Source organism: Clostridium sp. (genome assembly GCF_051650885.1).
Lineage (GTDB): Bacteria > Bacillota > Clostridia > Clostridiales > Clostridiaceae > Clostridium.
The window spans coordinates 1-16,049 of the sequence record NZ_JBOFRG010000074.1; the positions used below are offsets into that span (position 1 = coordinate 1).

Sequence of the window (16,049 nt, forward strand, 5' to 3'; positions counted from 1 at the left end):
TAAGTTATATATTTATTTCTCATGATTTAAGTGTAGTTAGAAGAATAAGTCATAGGGTAATAGTTATGTATTTAGGTGAGATAGTTGAAGAAGGATTAACAAAGGAAATATATGAAAATCCAAAGCACCCATATACAAAGGCTTTAATGAAATCTATTCCAATAAGTAATCCAAGGCTTAGAGGAAAAAAAGATATCTTAGAAGGGGAAATTCCGTTAAGTGTAGAGAATTTTGACGGATGTCCATTCTATAATAGATGTGTACAAAAATTAGAGATCTGTGGAAAAAATAAACCAAAACTTATAGGAGAAAATGAAAGTAAAGTTTCATGTTTTCTTTATCAAAATTAGAAAAGGAAGAGGCTATTTTAAATTTATAGCTTCTTCCTTTTAATTATTCTTCTATTTTTTTATTTTCATATTTTTTATTGTAGAAGTTCATAAAGAAATATAATGGGATGGCAATTATAAGTCCACCAAGTCCCCAAATTATTTCACTTAAGTTTGATTGGAATAATATCCAAAGACTTACTACCATTGCTATGATAGGAATTACAGGTCCGAATGGAATTTTAAATGAACCTTGTAAATCAGGTCTTTTCTTTCTAAGAACTAATACTGCAAGACATGTTGGTAAGTATTGTGCAAATCTTGATATTGCACTTATTAATGCTAAGTGAGTAAAGCTTCCTGAAAGTGCAATTGGAATAGTTATAATTGTACTAACTATTACAGAAATGTATGGAACTCCACGCTTGCTTTGTTTAGCCATAGCACGAGGAAGTAATCCATCGTTTGCAAGAGCCATTCCAAGTCTTGGAGTAAGGAAGGCTTGTGTTGCATTAATTCCAACAATTGAAACTAAAATTCCAAGGCTTACAAGTATTCCACCAAAAGGGCCAAGCATCTGCGATGAAGCTGTAGCAACAGGTGTTAAATCTACTGCAAGCTTAGGTCCAAGTACTCCTATAGAAATTGCTTGTATTAGCATATAAATAACTGATACTAAAAGCATTACAACAACAATTGCTTTAGGAATATTTTTACTAGGGCTATCCATATCTTCAGCAGCTAAGGCAATACTTTCAAACCCAGTAAAGGAGAAGAAAATTAAAAGTGCAGCTGAACCAAATGAACCATGAGTATATGTACCATGTGGAAATATTGGTGTAAAGTTTCCACCTTTTATAAAGAAAATACCAACAGCTATAAAGATGATTAAAGGTATTAGCTTTCCTATTGTGGATATGTTTATAACTATTTTTGAAAGGTTTACTCCAACTAGGTTCATAATTGCAAGTAGTATTAATAATACAATAATAACGATATCTTTAGTTATCCCGGTAGCTACTGATGGAATAAATACAGAAAGTGCAGTTACAAAACCAACAGCCATAGTAGCAGCAGCTATTATACAAATGGCATAGGTCATTATTCCAACTTCAAAGCCAAAGAATTTACCAAAGGCTGTTTTAGTATAAATATAAGGACCACCATTATTATGAAACTTTCCACCAACCTCAGCAAAGCAAAGTGCAATAGTAATTGCAAGGAAAGCATCAAATAAGATAACAAAAAGACTAGCAGGACCAATTAACGCCATAGCTTTATTCGGTAATAAGAAAATTCCACTACCAACGATAGCATTAAAGCCTAAAAGAACAATACTTAAAAAACCAATTTTAGATTTTTTATTCATAAAATATAGCTGCTACAAAGACGAAGCAATGCAGCAGCAGTCACCTCCTTTTTTTCATTTGTTTATTTAAATTAGCATTTAGAAATAAAATATTTAAAAAGATCTAAAGTTTTAGAATCATCCTTAGCCATTATTTCAGGGTGCCATTGAACTCCCATAAAAAAGTTGTTTTCATCTATTTTTTCTATTGCTTCAATACAACCATCTTTAGATTTAGCACTAACATTAAAGCCGGGAGCCAAATCTTTTACACTTTGATGGTGAAAAGAGTTTACACTATATTCTTCCCCAAAAATATTAAAAAGATTAGAAGATTTAGAAATGGAAACAGTATGAAAGCCTTTATTAGGTTCACCGGTTTGCAGATGATTTACAAAAAAGTTATCCATAGAATTCATATCTTGAAAAAGTGTACCACCATTAAAAACATTTAGAAGTTGATGACCTCTACAAATACCTAAAAATGGAATATTCTTAGAAGTAGCATATTTTAAAAGATTGAATTCACAAAAGTCTCTCTTATTTGAAGTTATTCCAAGACCCTTTAATGGTTCTTCATTGTATTCAAGTGGGTTAATATCATAGCCACCAGTAATTAATAATCCATCAATAGCATCTATTTGATTTTTAATTACATCTAAATTGTCTGTAATGGGAATTAAAAGTGGAACTCCACCTGCTAAGGTTATAGCTTCAACATATTCAGTAAAAATTCTTTGAACAGTGAATCCAGGAAAAGCTTCACAATCTCTAGCTTTAGCAATATTACAAGATATCCCTATTATCTTCTTTTTCATATTTATCCCCTCCAATTATCTTTTGTTTATCATAATAGTATATGAAAGAAAAAGACTTTTCTCTAAAGTATAGAGGCCAAAATTTTCGGCGGTTCCACTCTACTTTAGACAAAAGTCCCTCAATGAATATAATTCGAGCTATAAGGTTGCAACCCTGCCAAACTTTTAAATAAGGCAAACTCCATAGTGCCAGTTTTAAAAAATACTAAGATAAACCTTCCAGCAAATGGTTTACTCTCTGAGCCTTTCTTTTATAAAACCTCTATATCAACGTATCCGACTATTCTTATCTGAATTAAAATAAATTCTAAACTAATTATATCAACTAGTCATATGTTGTCAATATGAATAAATATGGTAGAATTTAATTATGAATATTATATGAAGTTAAAAAAAGTAATATAATGAATTAAAAGGATATTAGAGAAGGGGGAATTTTAAAAATGAATATTTGTATTATTGGTGCTGGAAATATTGGAACATACCTAGCTGCCTTCACTGCAGTTAATAAAAAAAACAAAGTTTTTCTTCACACATCGAAGGTTGAAAGCTTTGCAGATAGCTTAGAGTTAGTAGAAGAGGAAAGAAGTTTGAAACATAATGTTAATTTGTACAAGGTGACAAATAGTTATAAAGAAGCAGTAGAAGAGGCAGATATAACATTAGTTACTTATCCTTCATTTATGATAGAAAAAGCATTGAAGGAAATATCGAAACATGTGAAAAAAGGTTCTATTATAGGAATAATTCCAGGGTTTGGAGGAGCAGAAGCCTTTAAAGAGCAATTTTTAGAAAAAGGATGTACATTTTTTGGAAGTCAACGAGTTCCAGCAATAACAAGATTAAATGAATATGGAAAGAGCGTGGCTTTAAAAGAAAGAAATCCATTTATGAATTTAGCAACATTCCCAAAAGAAAAAGGAGAAGAAGTTGCTAAAATAATGACAGATTTAATAGATATAAAATGTAATAGTTTAAGTAATTATCTGGCAGTTACTTTATCTCCATCTAATCCAGTATTTCATCCATCAAGATTATATGAGATGTTTAAGGATTATAAAGAAGGTGTTGTATATGATAAGCATTATTTATTTTATGAAGAGTGGGGAAATTTTGCATCAAAGTATATGCTAAAGCTTGATGAGGAATTAGAAGAGGTAACAAAAGCTTTAGTGGGAGATCCTTCAGATGACTTTGAAAGAATAAAAAAGAGATTTAATATAGAAAAAGAAGAGGAATTAACAGAAGCTATAAGCACAGCAACTGGGTTTATAGGAATAAAAACACCAATGCTTGAAGTTGAAGGTGGATATATTCCAGATGTTAATTCAAGATATTTCACAGAGGATATAGAATTTGGAACTTGTATAATAAAAGGTTTTGCAGAAATTGTAGGAGTTAAGACACCTTTTGTAGATGAAATAATAACTTGGGGACAAAACTTATTAGGAAAAGAGTATTTAATTGGAGAAGAATTAATAGGAAAAGATGCTAAGGACTTATTAATTCCTAAGAACTTAGGACTTAACAGTAAAAAAGAAATATTAAGTAAATATGAAATATAAATTAAATAAAAGCTCATGTAGAAAATTCTACATGAGCTTGTTCATTTTTAAACTTCTATTTGAATAAGATTTTCCTCTGGTTTTCTAAAGATAAGATATCCTAAAAGGATACTTAAAACTGTTGGAATTAACCATGAAAAACCTAAAGAGCCTAGAGGAATAAAGTTTAAATTAATACTTGGAATTGCTTCTAAAATTCCAAATACTAAAGATACATATACTCCTAAACGTATTGCTTTTATATTTTTCAAGAATTTATTAAATAATGTAGTAAATATAAGTGTTATTGCAACAGGGTATAAGATATTTAAAATTGGTCCTGAAATTTTAATTATTTTATCAACTCCAAGTGTACCTATAAAAATACTTACGCCAGTTATAATTAAAGCATTATATTTATACTTAAGTTTACCTTTTGTTACTTCTTCAAAGAATGAAGAACCAGCAGTAATCAATCCAATTGATGTAGTTAAGCAGGCAAGTCCCATAGCAACACCAATTATTGTAGTACCAGCACTTCCAAGAATTCTTTTAGCGATTAGAAGAAGTAAACCAGTATTAGTTACATCAGTTCCTGCAATTGAAACTGTTTGTGAACCTATAAAAGTTAATCCACCGTATACTATAGCAAGTCCAATTGCAGCTACTAAGCTAGCTTTAATTGTCATTGGAAGTAGTTTATCTTTTGAATAGCCTTTATCACGTATGTTTTTTGAAACGATAGCTGCAAAAAGAAGAGCAGCTAAGGCATCCATTGTTTGATATCCTTCAACTAGAGAAGATGAAAAAACATTAGTAGCACCAGTACCTATAACATCACCTATTGGAAAAAAGATTCCTTTAACTATAATAATTCCAAGAATTATTAAAAGTGCAGGAGTTAAAAATTTTCCTATTGTATCTATAATAGAAGATTTACTAAACACAAAATAAAGATTGATTCCAAAATAAATTATCATCCAAACTAATGGTGAAATATTTGGTAGTATAGGATGAATTGTAAGTTCATATGTAGTTGCAGCAGTTCTTGGAATCCCAAGCATTGGTCCTATTGCTATAAAAAGAATACTAGCAAATATGATTGCAAACTTAGGTCCAATTTTAGATGCCATTGTCTCAAAAGTACCATCCCCTTTAGTACAAGCGATTATTGCAAGTAATGGTAAGCCAACACCAGTTAAAGTAAAGCCTAAAATTGCAAATATAAATTCCTTTCCTACAGCATGGCCAAGAAAAGGTGGAAAAATAAGGTTACCAGCACCAAAGAACATTGCAAAAAGTGCAAAACCAACAATAAAGAAATCACGTGTGCTTTTTTTCATATTTTAAATCCCCCTGTTCGTAAAATTTCAATAATAATTTAACAATAATATAGCATATTAAAATAATTAATTCAACAAAAAAATATAAAAAAACAAAAATAATGACAAATAAAAAATAAAATAAAGATTAAAGTGTTAAAAAATATATAGATAAAATGATAAATAGATAATAAGCTGTAGAGCGGGAGAATTTATACATGAGATATATTCTATAAAGATAGATATGTTATAATAAAGAAGAAAAATAGAAACTTATGTAAAATTATTATGGGGGGAAGATCCATGAGAGTAAAAAAAGCAATAATACCAGCAGCTGGGCTTGGAACTAGATTTTTACCAGCAACAAAAGCACAACCAAAGGAAATGTTACCAATAGTTGATAAGCCAACTATTCAATATATTATTGAAGAGGCAGTAGCATCAGGAATAGAAGAAATTCTTATAATTACAGGAAGAAACAAAAAATGTATAGAAGATCATTTTGATAAAAGTATCGAATTAGAAATGGAACTTGAAAAGTCAGGAAAAGAAGAACTTTTAGAGTTAGTAAGAGATATTTCGGATATGGTAGATATACATTATATAAGACAAAAGGAACCAAGAGGGCTTGGGCATGCAATACATTGTGCTAAGACTTTTGTTGGAAATGAACCATTTGCAGTTCTTTTAGGTGATGACGTTGTAGCTAATGAAAAGCCTTGTTTAAAACAGCTTATGGAATGTTTCGAAGAGTATAAAACATCAATTTTAGGTGTTCAAACAGTTGCAAAAGAAAATGTTTCAAAATATGGAATAGTAGATGGAATTCATATAGAAGACAGAGTTTATAAAGTTAAAGACTTAGTTGAAAAACCAAGTGTTGATGAAGCACCAAGTAATGTAGCTATATTAGGTAGATATATTATAACACCACAAATCTTTGATATATTAGAAAATACTAAGCCTGGAAAAGGAAATGAAATTCAGCTTACAGACGCATTAAAAACTCTTATATCTCAAGAGGCAATGTATGCGTATAATTTTGAAGGAAAAAGATATGATGTAGGAGATAAGTTAGGATTTATCGAAGCTACAATAGAATTTGCTCTTCAGAAAGAAGAACTAAGAGAAGATTTCCTTAAGTATTTAGAAGAAAAGAGATGGGAAAGCGTTTTAAAATAAATTTTATAAAAGGAAGATAAACTTAAGTTTATCTTCCTTTTTTGTGTTAGGGAGTTTTAAACATAAAAAGAACAATATTACATATTCTTTAAAAAATATCGTTAAATGAGAAAAATAGGAAAATAGAGTATATAATTAGATGAATTTTGAAAAGATAGGAGAGAAATATGAAAAAGAAAAAAATTGTTAGGAACATCGTTATTGGAGTAGTGGTAGCAGTTGCAATTGTAGTGGGAGGAACTGGAATTTATGCATATCATATGTTAGATAAGATACAGAGAGTAAAGTTAGATAATTCTAAATTGGATATGGATCACAGTTTAGATAGTGCAAGTAATCAAATAACAAATATTGCATTATTTGGAGTGGATGATAGACATCAACTTGCAGGTCATGGGGATGCTGAAATGATATTTACAATTGATAGGAAGCATGATGAATTAAAATTAACTTCAATAATGAGGGACTCATATGTGCAAGTAGCAGGGCATGGTATGGATAAGATAACAGAGGCATATTTTTATGGAGGACCAGAATTGGCATTATCAACTATAAATAAGAATTTTGATATGAATATAAATAAATTTATAACAGTAGGACTTCAAACAATGCCAAAGGTAGTTAATTTAGTAGGTGGAGTTGACATTGATTTAAAGCCAGGTGATGTTAAATGGATCAATGAATATATTGCAGGAGAGAACAGAATTAATCATACAAATGTACCGTATATTTACACAACAGGGGTACATCATTTAGATGGAACTCAAGCAACAGCTTATTCAAGAATAAGATATAGTGGAAATTGTCAAGAAAGAACAGCAAGACAAAGATTAGTTTTAACTAAAATATATGAAAAGTTAAAGCAAATGCCAGCGACTAAAATACCAGAATTATTAAACGAAGTGTTACCATATGTAAAAACAAATTTAACCAATGCAGAATTTATTGAATATGGAACTGAAATATTAGAAATGAACAAAAGTAATATTTTAGAAGCAAGATATCCTACAAATAAATTAGGTCATGGGATAATGGTTGATGGAATATTTTATGAATGGTTAAATCAAGCAGAAACAAATAAAGAAATGCACGCATTTATATTTGGAGATCCAAAGAAAAATCAATCAGAAGATCAAATGCAAGCATAAAAATAAAAGAAAATACAAGATAAATTAGCAAAATGATGAAAAAAGCAAGAGAAAGTATATAGCTTTAATAAAAAAGAAGTAAAAAAATATGACTTTGCTAAAAAAAAAGAAAAAATAAGAGAAAGTTTCAGTTTATTTTAAGATAGACTGAAACTTTCTAAGTATTACTTGGATTATAAGAACAAAGTGTTAAATTACAATCAAAAGATTGGGAGAAAGGCGGAATGAAGTCATATCAAGCATTAGAGGAGAATTTCAAAAAAAGGATGAAATTTAATCAAATTCAAAAAAATACAAAAAAAGATTAAGCTATGCTATAATCAGAAAGTAATTTTTAGAAAAATATTAGGAGGAAAAAGAGTGGAAGAAAATATAAATATTAGTGAGCTCTTTGAAATTATTAAGCTTAAGTGGAAAATAATTGCAACATCTGTAATTGTTTTTTTAGTTTGTTCAATTGTGCTAAGTTTTTTCATAATAAAACCACAATATGAAACAAAGGTAAAGGTGTTCATAGGGAAGGGTGTAACAGCGGACAAGCAAAGTGGATATGATAATAGTGAGGTTACAATGTATCAAAACTTACTTGGAACATATGCAAATGTAATTCAGACTAATAGTTTGGTAGAGGCAGCTTTGCAAAATTCAGATATTGATTTAAATTCAAATGAAGTTTTGAAAAAATTGGAAGTAACACCGGTTGCAAATACTCAAATTTTAGAAATATCATATAGAGATACAAATAGAGAGAGAGCGGTAAAAGTAATCGATTCAATAACGAATCAATTTATAAAAAGATCAAAAACGCTTATTTCTAACGGAAATGTACAAGTACTAGAAGAGGCATCTTATCCAAAGAATGCTGTAAGTCCACATAAAACATTAAATATACTTATAGGGTTAATATTAGGGCTTATAGTAGGAATTGCAATAAGTGTAGGGTTAGAAATGATGGATAATACATTTAAAACTCCAGAAGACTTAGGGAAAATAGTTGGTGTTCCGGTAATTGGAATAATAACTGTTTTCGATGAAAAGAATGGGAAACAACTTGTTCAAAAAAATGGAAAGAAGAGGTGGAGATAATGCTTATTACGGAAAGAGAGCCAAAGTCAATACCATCAGAAAACTATAGAAAATTAAGAACTAATGTAATTTATTCTTCTTTTGATAGCGAATTAAAAAAGATATTAGTAACAAGTTCACTACCAGGTGAAGGAAAAAGTACAACATCATCTAACTTAGCAATGACTTTTTCACAAGCAGATAAAAAAACAATATTAATTGATTGTGATTTAAGAAAGCCAAGCATTCATAAAAAATTTAATATTTCAAATATGAGTGGTTTAACTGATTATATTGTAGAAAAAAAAGATATATCTAAGTATTTAATTAAATATAATGAAAATTTAGATATATTACCAGCAGGAAAGGTATCACCAAGTCCTTCGGAGATGTTAAGTTCAAAAGCTATGACAAAATTATTAGACGACTTAGCAGAAATATATGATCAGGTAATAATAGATAGTCCGCCAGTAAACGTAGTAACAGATGCACAGATTTTAGCAACTAAAGTAGATGGGGTAATAATAGTAGTTGCTGCAGGGCAGACAAAAAAAGATTCAGTAGTAATGGCTAAAGAATCTATTGAAAAGGTAAAAGGTAGGGTGTTAGGAACTGTATTAAATAAATTAGAAGTGAAAAGAGATCAACATTACTATTACTATGAATAATATTATTGATATTCATACACATATACTTCCTGAAATTGATGATGGATCAAAGTCTATGGAAATGACTTTAAAGATGATAGCGCAAAGTATTGAAAATGGAGTTGCAGAGATAGTTGCAACTCCTCATTATAGAGCCGAGATATCTTTATTAACCTATAAAGAAGTAGAAAATAAGGTGGAAGCTTTGAATAGTCAATTGAAAAATCTAGGAAGTAAAGTAAAAATATATCCAGGTCAAGAAATTTATTATACAGATAAATTAATAGAGAATTTAGAGAAAAAAGAAATAGGAACAATAAATAATAGCAGATATATATTAATTGAACTTAGTAGTAGAAAATTTGAAGAAACAGTTTTAGATACAATATATGAACTCAAGATAAGAGGTATAGCTACAATAATAGCACATCCTGAAAGATATAAATATATACAAAGAGATTTTGAATATATAAATAAATTAATAGATGAAGGATGCCTATTTCAGCTAGATGCAGCGAGCTTAGTAGGAGACTACGGAAAAGATGTAAAGCAAACTGCAATGAGAATCTTAAAAAATAATATATATAACTTTATTGGGTCAGATAGTCATAATGATACAAATAGAAAAAATTGCATAAAAGAATCTATAAAAGAAATACAAAAAATAAATACAGAATTTATAGATAGTGCACGAGAAGACTCTAAAAGATTATTGCTAGATAAAGATATAGAATTTAGAGGGAAAAAAATAAAAAGAAAAAATATAATATCAAATTTTTTTAAAAGTTAGGAGACATGAATGGAAAAACATTATAACTTAGCATACTTATTTTTAAAAAGAACTTTTGATATAGTCGCATCTTTATTAGGAATAATAGTATTCAGTCCAGTTTTTATAATAGTAGGAATTATCATATATAAAGAGGATAAAGGAAATATAATATTTGGACATGAAAGAATTGGAAAAGACGGAAAAATTATAAAGGTTTATAAATTTAGAAGTATGGTGATGAATTCAAAAGAAATATTTGAAAACTTTACAGAAGAACAAAAGAAAGAATACTATGTAAATTTTAAATTAGAAAATGATCCCAGAATAACTAAAATAGGGAATTTTCTAAGAAAGACAAGCTTAGATGAATTACCACAATTATTTAATATACTAAAGGGTGATATGTCAGTAGTTGGACCAAGACCAATTGTAGAGAAAGAAATCAGCTTATATGGTGATTTTGCTAAAAAATTATTTAGTGTGACACCAGGTTTAACAGGATATTGGCAAGCTAATGGGCGAAGTGATACTACTTACGATGAGAGAGTGAAAATGGATATGTATTATATAGATTATGCATCAATATGGGTGGATGTAAAAATATTATTTAGAACAGCATATTCAGTAGTTAAAAAAGAGGGAGCAATGTAGATGAAGATATCAGTCATATGTCCAGTATATAATGGTGAAAAATATCTAGATGAATTACATGGTGGATTACTAAATCAAAAATTAAATAATGAATTTTCTGTAGATATATTTTATGCTTTGACTGAATCAAATGATGAAACAGAAAAAAAGTTAATAAAATTAGAGGCAAATTATAAAAAGTTCAAAAAAGAAGAGTTTTCTCATAGTTATACAAGGGAAGTAATGGCATATGAATTTGGACAAGACATAATTGTATTTATATCACAAGATATCATTTTTAAAGATGATTTATGGTTATATAATTTGGTAAAGCCAATAAAAGATAATGAATGTGAAGCTAGTTTTAGCAGACAAATATCTAAATATAATAATATAGAAAAATATACAAGAGAATATAACTATGGAGTTGAATCAAGAGTTGTAAACAAAAATGATATTGATAAATTAGGGTTATATACGTTTTTTTATTCAGATGCATCATCCGCGGTTTTAGGGCAAGCTTATAAAGAATTAAATGGATATGATAAAAAAAGACTTATTATTAATGAAGATATGTATTTTGCAAACAAATTGATTGAAAGCGGATATAAAATAAAATATTGTTCAGATTCAATAATATATCATTCGCATAAATTTAAATTGAAAGAATTATTTAAAAGATATTTTGACACAGGCGTGTTTTTTATGGAAAATAAACAATTTAGACAATATAGTGGAAATAAAACAGGTATGAAAATGGTTGAATATATATTTAAAAGATGTTTAGAAGAAAAGAATATATCTTGCTTAGCAAGCATTTTACCTGATTTTGGGATGAGATTTCTAGGGAGTAATTTAGGAAAACATTATGATAAATTAAGCAAAAAGCTTATATATAAATTTACATTAAATAAAAGTTATTGGAAACAATAGGAGGAACACGAAATGAAGGGAATTATTTTAGCAGGTGGAAGTGGGACAAGACTTTATCCGGTGACAAAATCTATGTCAAAACAAATGGCACCAATTTATGATAAACCAATGATATATTATCCAATGTCTGTACTTATGCTTGCAGGGATTAGAGAGATATTAATAATATCAACACCAAGAGATATTATTAATTTTAAAGAATTATTTCAAGATGGATCGGAGTTTGGATTACATATAGAATATGCAGTTCAAGAAAAGCCTAATGGTCTTGCAGAAGCATTTATAATTGGTGAAAAGTTTATAGGTGATGATAGTGTTGCGATGATACTTGGAGATAATATTTTTTATGGACAAAATTTCTCAAGCAAACTATTAAGTTCAGCTAAACTAGAAGAAGGGGCAATAGTTTTTGGATATTATGTTCAAGATCCTAAAGCTTTTGGTGTAGTTGAGTTTAATAAAGAAGGAAAAGTAATTTCTTTAGAGGAAAAGCCAGAAAATCCAAAGTCAAAATATGCAGTTCCAGGACTTTATTTTTACGACAATACTGTAGTAGAAAAAGCGAAAGCATTAAAACCATCTTTAAGAGGAGAGCTTGAAATAACAGATCTAAATAGAGTTTACATGGAAGAGGGAAGTTTAAGTGTAAATCTTTTAGGTAGAGGAATGGCATGGCTTGATACAGGAACACATGCATCAATGCTTCAAGCATCAAACTTTGTAGAAGCAGTTCAAAGCACACAAGGAACTTATATAGCGTGTCTTGAAGAGATAGCTTATAGAAAAGGATGGATTGACAGTAGTAAAGTATTAGAACTTGCAAAACCTTTAATGAAAACAGGATATGGAAAATATCTAGTAGATATAGTAGATGAAGTAGAAAAATTAAGAGCAGAAACAATGGCAAACATAATGTAAATTATGTTTGTTTCAATTAAGGAGAGCCTATGAGTAATTTTAAATTTATAAAAACAAAAATAAGAGATCTATATATAATAGAAGCTAAAGTTTTTGGAGATGATAGAGGGTATTTTACGGAAACTTATAGTGAGAAAGCCTTTAATGAAGCAGGCCTTACTATGAAGTTTGTACAAGATAATGAATCTAGATCTAAGAAAGGTGTTTTAAGAGGATTACATTTTCAAACAAAAAACACTCAAGGTAAGTTGGTTAGAGTAACTGATGGTGAGGTTTATGATGTTGCTGTTGACTTAAGAAAAGGATCACCTACATATGGACAATGGGAAGGAATTCTTTTAACAGCAGAAAATAAAAAACAATTTTATGTTCCAGAAGGATTTGCACATGGATTTTTAGTAGTTTCAGATTATGCAACTTTTAACTATAAATGTACTGATTTTTATGCACCTGAATATGATGGTGGAGTGCTTTGGAATGACCCGGAAATTGGAATAGAGTGGCCTATGGAGGGAATAGAAGAAATTTCTCTTTCAGAAAAGGACAAAAATCAAAAAAGTTTAAAAGAGTTAAAACTACCTTTTGTTTATAAGGAGGATAACTAAGATGAAGTTACTTATAACAGGAGCTAGTGGACAACTAGGGAATGAACTCTTAAGAATAATAGAAACGGGAAAAGCTGAGATAAATGAACTTGAAAAAGCTAAAAATTATCAAGCGATTGGTTGTAGTGCAGAAGACCTAGATGTAACAAGTTTAGAAATGGTTAGAAAAGTTTTAGAGGCTGAAAACCCAGATGTAGTAGTAAACTGTGCAGCAGCAACAAATGTTGATGGATGTGAGGCTAATGAAGATATGGCATTTAAAGTAAATGCTATAGGAGCAAGAAACTTAGCAATAGTTTCAGAGGAGATTGGAGCTAAACTGGTTCAAGTATCGACAGATTATGTATTTAGTGGTGAAACTAGAGAGAAACCATTTAAAGAATATGATTTAGTAGCACCATATAGTGTTTATGGAAAAACAAAGCTTATGGGTGAAGAATATGTGAAACAATATTCAACAAAAAGCTTTATAGTAAGAACAGCATGGCTTTATGGATATGTAGGACATAACTTTGTTTATACAATGAGAAAGCTTGGTGCAGAGAGAGAATTCTTAACTGTAGTAAATGATCAAAAAGGAAATCCAACATCAGCAAATGATTTAGCATATCACATATTAAAACTTATAGAAACAGAAGAATATGGAATATATCATTGTACAGGAAAAGGTGAATGCACATGGTATGATTTTGCTAAAAAAATAATGGAACTTTCAAATATAAAGTGTGAAGTAAGACCATGTACATCAGAAGAATTTAAGACACCAGCAAAAAGACCGGAATATTCATCACTTGATAATATGATGCTTAGAAATACTATTGGAGATGAAATGAGAAACTGGGAAGAAGCAATAGAAAATTTTATAAAAACTATAGATGAAGAAAAGAGGAATATATAATGAAAACTTATTTAGTAACAGGTGGAGCAGGATTTATAGGATCAAACTTTGTTTTATATATGCTTAATAAATATGAAGATATTAAAATAATAAATTTAGATAAATTAACTTATGCAGGAAACTTAGAAAATTTAAAAGAAATAGAAAATGATAAGAGACACATATTTGTTCAAGGAGATATTTGTGATAAGGAATTAGTTACAAAGCTTTTTGAAGAAAATGAAATAGATTATGTAGCACATTTTGCAGCAGAATCACACGTTGATAGAAGTATAAGAGAGCCAGAAGTATTTGCAAAAACAAATGTGATTGGAACTGTAAATCTTTTAAACTGTGCAAAAAATGCTTGGGAAATAAATGGAGAATGGAAAGAAGGAGTTAAATTTCTTCACGTTTCGACTGATGAAGTATATGGTTCTTTAGGAGAAACTGGATTCTTTATGGAAACTACACCACTAGATCCACATAGCCCATATTCATCAAGTAAAGCCTCATCAGACCTTATGGTAAAAGCATATGCAGATACTTATAAAATGCCAGTTAACATAACAAGATGTTCAAACAACTATGGACCATTCCAATTTCCAGAAAAACTTATACCACTTTTAATAAACAACTGCTTAAGTCATAAAGACTTACCAGTTTATGGAGATGGAATGAATATAAGAGATTGGTTATTCGTAGAAGATCATGCAAAGGCAATAGATATGGTAATCAACAATGGTAGACTTGGGGAAGTTTATAATGTTGGTGGACATAACGAAAGAACAAACATTCAAATAGTTAAAACTGTTATAAAAGATTTAAATGAAAATGTAGACAAAGAAGTAACAGAAAACTTAATTAAATATGTTGAAGATAGAAAAGGTCATGATAGAAGATATGGAATAGATCCAACTAAGATAAAAGAAGAACTTGGATGGTATCCTGAAACTACTTTTGAAGTAGGAATAAAGAAAACTATTAAATGGTACTTAGACAACAAAGTATGGATGGAAAACATAACATCAGGTGATTATCAAAAGTATTATGCAAAAATGTACAAATAGGAGTAAATATGGATTTAATAAGTTTAGTAATAATAAATTACAATAATAAATCATATTTAGATAGATGTTTAAAATCTATAGAAAATCAAACATATAAAAATTTAGAAATAATTTTTATAGATAATGAGTCTAAAGATGGATCTTTTGAATTTATGAAAGAAGAATATTCTAATAAGAATATTCTTCTTATAAAGAATGAAGTTAACAATGGGTATGCAGGGGCTGCAAATCAAGGAATTAAATTATCTAAGGGTAAATATGTTATGATTCTTAATCCAGATATAATAATGGAAGAAGATTTTTTAGAAAAGATGTATAACTTTATGGAATGTGATGAAACTATAGGAGCTTTATCAGGTAAATTATTAAAATATGATTTTAATAATAATAAAAAACTTAATTATATTGATAGTGCTGGAATCATCATGTTCCAAAGTACTAGATGTATAGATAGAGGACAAAATGAAAAGGACAATGGGCAGTATGATAGCATAGAGCAAGTTTTTGGAGTGTGCGGTGCAGCACCATTATATAGGAGAGCAACATTAGAGAAAATTAAAGTTTTTGATGAATATTTTGATGAAGATTTTTTTGCATATAAAGAAGATATTGATTTATCATGGAGAATTAATCTGATAGGATTTAAAAACATGTATTATCCAAAAGCAATTGCATATCATGGCAGGGCATTAGGAAGTAATAATGGTGGTAAATTAAGCTTTATAAAACATAGAAAATTGCAATCAAAATTTTTACGAGGAATATCGTATAGAAATCAAAATATGATGATTTGGAAAAATGATATAGATGATTTTTTTAAGCCATATAAAATGAAGATATT

General features: G+C 29.2%; 17 protein-coding genes. 14 read left to right on the plus strand and 3 right to left on the minus strand.

All coding sequences use genetic code 11. From position 1 onward, the window contains the following. The coding region (locus tag ACRC28_RS03785) for an oligopeptide/dipeptide ABC transporter ATP-binding protein (RefSeq protein WP_438542122.1) at window positions 1–350 on the plus strand (350 nt) is incomplete at its 5' end. A 43-nt stretch (window positions 351–393) separates the two neighbouring features. On the opposite strand, the gene ACRC28_RS03790 is transcribed toward ACRC28_RS03785, so the two are convergent. Next, window positions 394–1,698, minus strand: a complete 1,305-nt coding sequence (locus ACRC28_RS03790; RefSeq protein WP_438542123.1) for an APC family permease — start codon at window positions 1,696–1,698, stop codon at window positions 394–396. 71 nt (window positions 1,699–1,769) lie between these two features. Then, window positions 1,770–2,495 carry a gamma-glutamyl-gamma-aminobutyrate hydrolase family protein gene (locus tag ACRC28_RS03795; protein ID WP_438542124.1) on the minus strand — a complete coding sequence of 242 codons (726 nt, stop codon included), beginning with the start codon at window positions 2,493–2,495 and terminating at the stop codon, window positions 1,770–1,772. Window positions 2,496–2,938: 443 nt separating this feature from the next. On the opposite strand from ACRC28_RS03795, the gene ACRC28_RS03800 reads away from it, so the two are divergent. Then, a complete protein-coding gene (locus ACRC28_RS03800; protein WP_438542125.1) occupies window positions 2,939–4,060 on the plus strand; it encodes an NAD/NADP octopine/nopaline dehydrogenase family protein in 1,122 nt (373 codons plus the stop codon). 47 nt (window positions 4,061–4,107) lie between these two features. On the opposite strand, the gene brnQ is transcribed toward ACRC28_RS03800, so the two are convergent. Beyond that, entirely contained in the window at window positions 4,108–5,382 is a 1,275-nt protein-coding gene (gene brnQ / locus ACRC28_RS03805; protein WP_438542126.1) for a branched-chain amino acid transport system II carrier protein, read from the minus strand. A 282-nt stretch (window positions 5,383–5,664) separates the two neighbouring features. Between brnQ and galU the strand changes: the two genes are divergently transcribed. From galU to ACRC28_RS03865, 12 genes are all read left to right on the plus strand, one after another. Next, window positions 5,665–6,543 (plus strand): UTP--glucose-1-phosphate uridylyltransferase GalU, encoded by an 879-nt coding sequence (galU, locus tag ACRC28_RS03810; protein ID WP_438542127.1) that lies wholly within the window; start codon window positions 5,665–5,667, stop codon window positions 6,541–6,543. Between the two features lie 167 nt (window positions 6,544–6,710). After that, window positions 6,711–7,691 (plus strand): LCP family protein, encoded by a 981-nt coding sequence (locus ACRC28_RS03815; protein WP_438542128.1) that lies wholly within the window; start codon window positions 6,711–6,713, stop codon window positions 7,689–7,691. Window positions 7,692–8,051: 360 nt separating this feature from the next. Then, window positions 8,052–8,777 carry a YveK family protein gene (locus ACRC28_RS03820; protein WP_438542129.1) on the plus strand — a complete coding sequence of 242 codons (726 nt, stop codon included), beginning with the start codon at window positions 8,052–8,054 and terminating at the stop codon, window positions 8,775–8,777. Then, window positions 8,777–9,424, plus strand: a complete 648-nt coding sequence (locus tag ACRC28_RS03825) for a CpsD/CapB family tyrosine-protein kinase (RefSeq protein WP_438542130.1) — start codon at window positions 8,777–8,779, stop codon at window positions 9,422–9,424. Before ACRC28_RS03820 ends, ACRC28_RS03825 begins: the two co-directional genes overlap by 1 nt. Further along, window positions 9,417–10,193 (plus strand): tyrosine-protein phosphatase, encoded by a 777-nt coding sequence (locus ACRC28_RS03830; RefSeq protein WP_438542131.1) that lies wholly within the window; start codon window positions 9,417–9,419, stop codon window positions 10,191–10,193. Before ACRC28_RS03825 ends, ACRC28_RS03830 begins: the two co-directional genes overlap by 8 nt. A gap of 9 nt (window positions 10,194–10,202) precedes the next feature. Beyond that, a complete protein-coding gene (locus tag ACRC28_RS03835; protein WP_438542132.1) occupies window positions 10,203–10,826 on the plus strand; it encodes a sugar transferase in 624 nt (207 codons plus the stop codon). Beyond that, window positions 10,827–11,738 carry a glycosyltransferase gene (locus tag ACRC28_RS03840; protein ID WP_438542133.1) on the plus strand — a complete coding sequence of 304 codons (912 nt, stop codon included), beginning with the start codon at window positions 10,827–10,829 and terminating at the stop codon, window positions 11,736–11,738. A 12-nt stretch (window positions 11,739–11,750) separates the two neighbouring features. Further along, on the plus strand, window positions 11,751–12,656 hold the full coding sequence (gene rfbA, locus ACRC28_RS03845; RefSeq protein WP_438542134.1) for a glucose-1-phosphate thymidylyltransferase RfbA: 906 nt from the start codon (window positions 11,751–11,753) through the stop codon (window positions 12,654–12,656). A gap of 29 nt (window positions 12,657–12,685) precedes the next feature. Next, window positions 12,686–13,261: a dTDP-4-dehydrorhamnose 3,5-epimerase gene (gene rfbC / locus ACRC28_RS03850; protein WP_438542135.1), complete on the plus strand. Its 576-nt coding sequence runs from the start codon at window positions 12,686–12,688 to the stop codon at window positions 13,259–13,261. Between the two features lies 1 nt (window position 13,262). Further along, entirely contained in the window at window positions 13,263–14,159 is an 897-nt protein-coding gene (gene rfbD / locus ACRC28_RS03855) for a dTDP-4-dehydrorhamnose reductase (RefSeq protein ID WP_438542136.1), read from the plus strand. After that, window positions 14,159–15,208: a dTDP-glucose 4,6-dehydratase gene (gene rfbB / locus ACRC28_RS03860; protein ID WP_438542137.1), complete on the plus strand. Its 1,050-nt coding sequence runs from the start codon at window positions 14,159–14,161 to the stop codon at window positions 15,206–15,208. Before rfbD ends, rfbB begins: the two co-directional genes overlap by 1 nt. Before the next feature lie 8 nt (window positions 15,209–15,216). Continuing rightward, window positions 15,217–16,049, plus strand: an 833-nt coding sequence (locus ACRC28_RS03865; protein WP_438542138.1) for a glycosyltransferase family 2 protein, incomplete at its 3' end; no start/stop codon positions are given.

Bases quoted from the DNA above. Each gene is read 5' to 3' on its own strand.
- ACRC28_RS03790 (WP_438542123.1), bottom strand. From the start codon at position 1,698: ATGAATAAAAAATCTAAAATTGGTTTTTTAAGTATTGTTCTTTTAGGC.
- ACRC28_RS03795 (WP_438542124.1), bottom strand. From the start codon at position 2,495: ATGAAAAAGAAGATAATAGGGATATCTTGTAATATTGCTAAAGCTAGA.
- ACRC28_RS03800 (WP_438542125.1), top strand. From the start codon at position 2,939: ATGAATATTTGTATTATTGGTGCTGGAAATATTGGAACATACCTAGCT.
- brnQ (WP_438542126.1), bottom strand. From the start codon at position 5,382: ATGAAAAAAAGCACACGTGATTTCTTTATTGTTGGTTTTGCACTTTTT.
- galU (WP_438542127.1), top strand. From the start codon at position 5,665: ATGAGAGTAAAAAAAGCAATAATACCAGCAGCTGGGCTTGGAACTAGA.
- ACRC28_RS03815 (WP_438542128.1), top strand. From the start codon at position 6,711: ATGAAAAAGAAAAAAATTGTTAGGAACATCGTTATTGGAGTAGTGGTA.
- ACRC28_RS03825 (WP_438542130.1), top strand. From the start codon at position 8,777: ATGCTTATTACGGAAAGAGAGCCAAAGTCAATACCATCAGAAAACTAT.
- ACRC28_RS03830 (WP_438542131.1), top strand. From the start codon at position 9,417: ATGAATAATATTATTGATATTCATACACATATACTTCCTGAAATTGAT.
- ACRC28_RS03835 (WP_438542132.1), top strand. From the start codon at position 10,203: ATGGAAAAACATTATAACTTAGCATACTTATTTTTAAAAAGAACTTTT.
- ACRC28_RS03840 (WP_438542133.1), top strand. From the start codon at position 10,827: ATGAAGATATCAGTCATATGTCCAGTATATAATGGTGAAAAATATCTA.
- rfbA (WP_438542134.1), top strand. From the start codon at position 11,751: ATGAAGGGAATTATTTTAGCAGGTGGAAGTGGGACAAGACTTTATCCG.
- rfbC (WP_438542135.1), top strand. From the start codon at position 12,686: ATGAGTAATTTTAAATTTATAAAAACAAAAATAAGAGATCTATATATA.
- rfbD (WP_438542136.1), top strand. From the start codon at position 13,263: ATGAAGTTACTTATAACAGGAGCTAGTGGACAACTAGGGAATGAACTC.
- rfbB (WP_438542137.1), top strand. From the start codon at position 14,159: ATGAAAACTTATTTAGTAACAGGTGGAGCAGGATTTATAGGATCAAAC.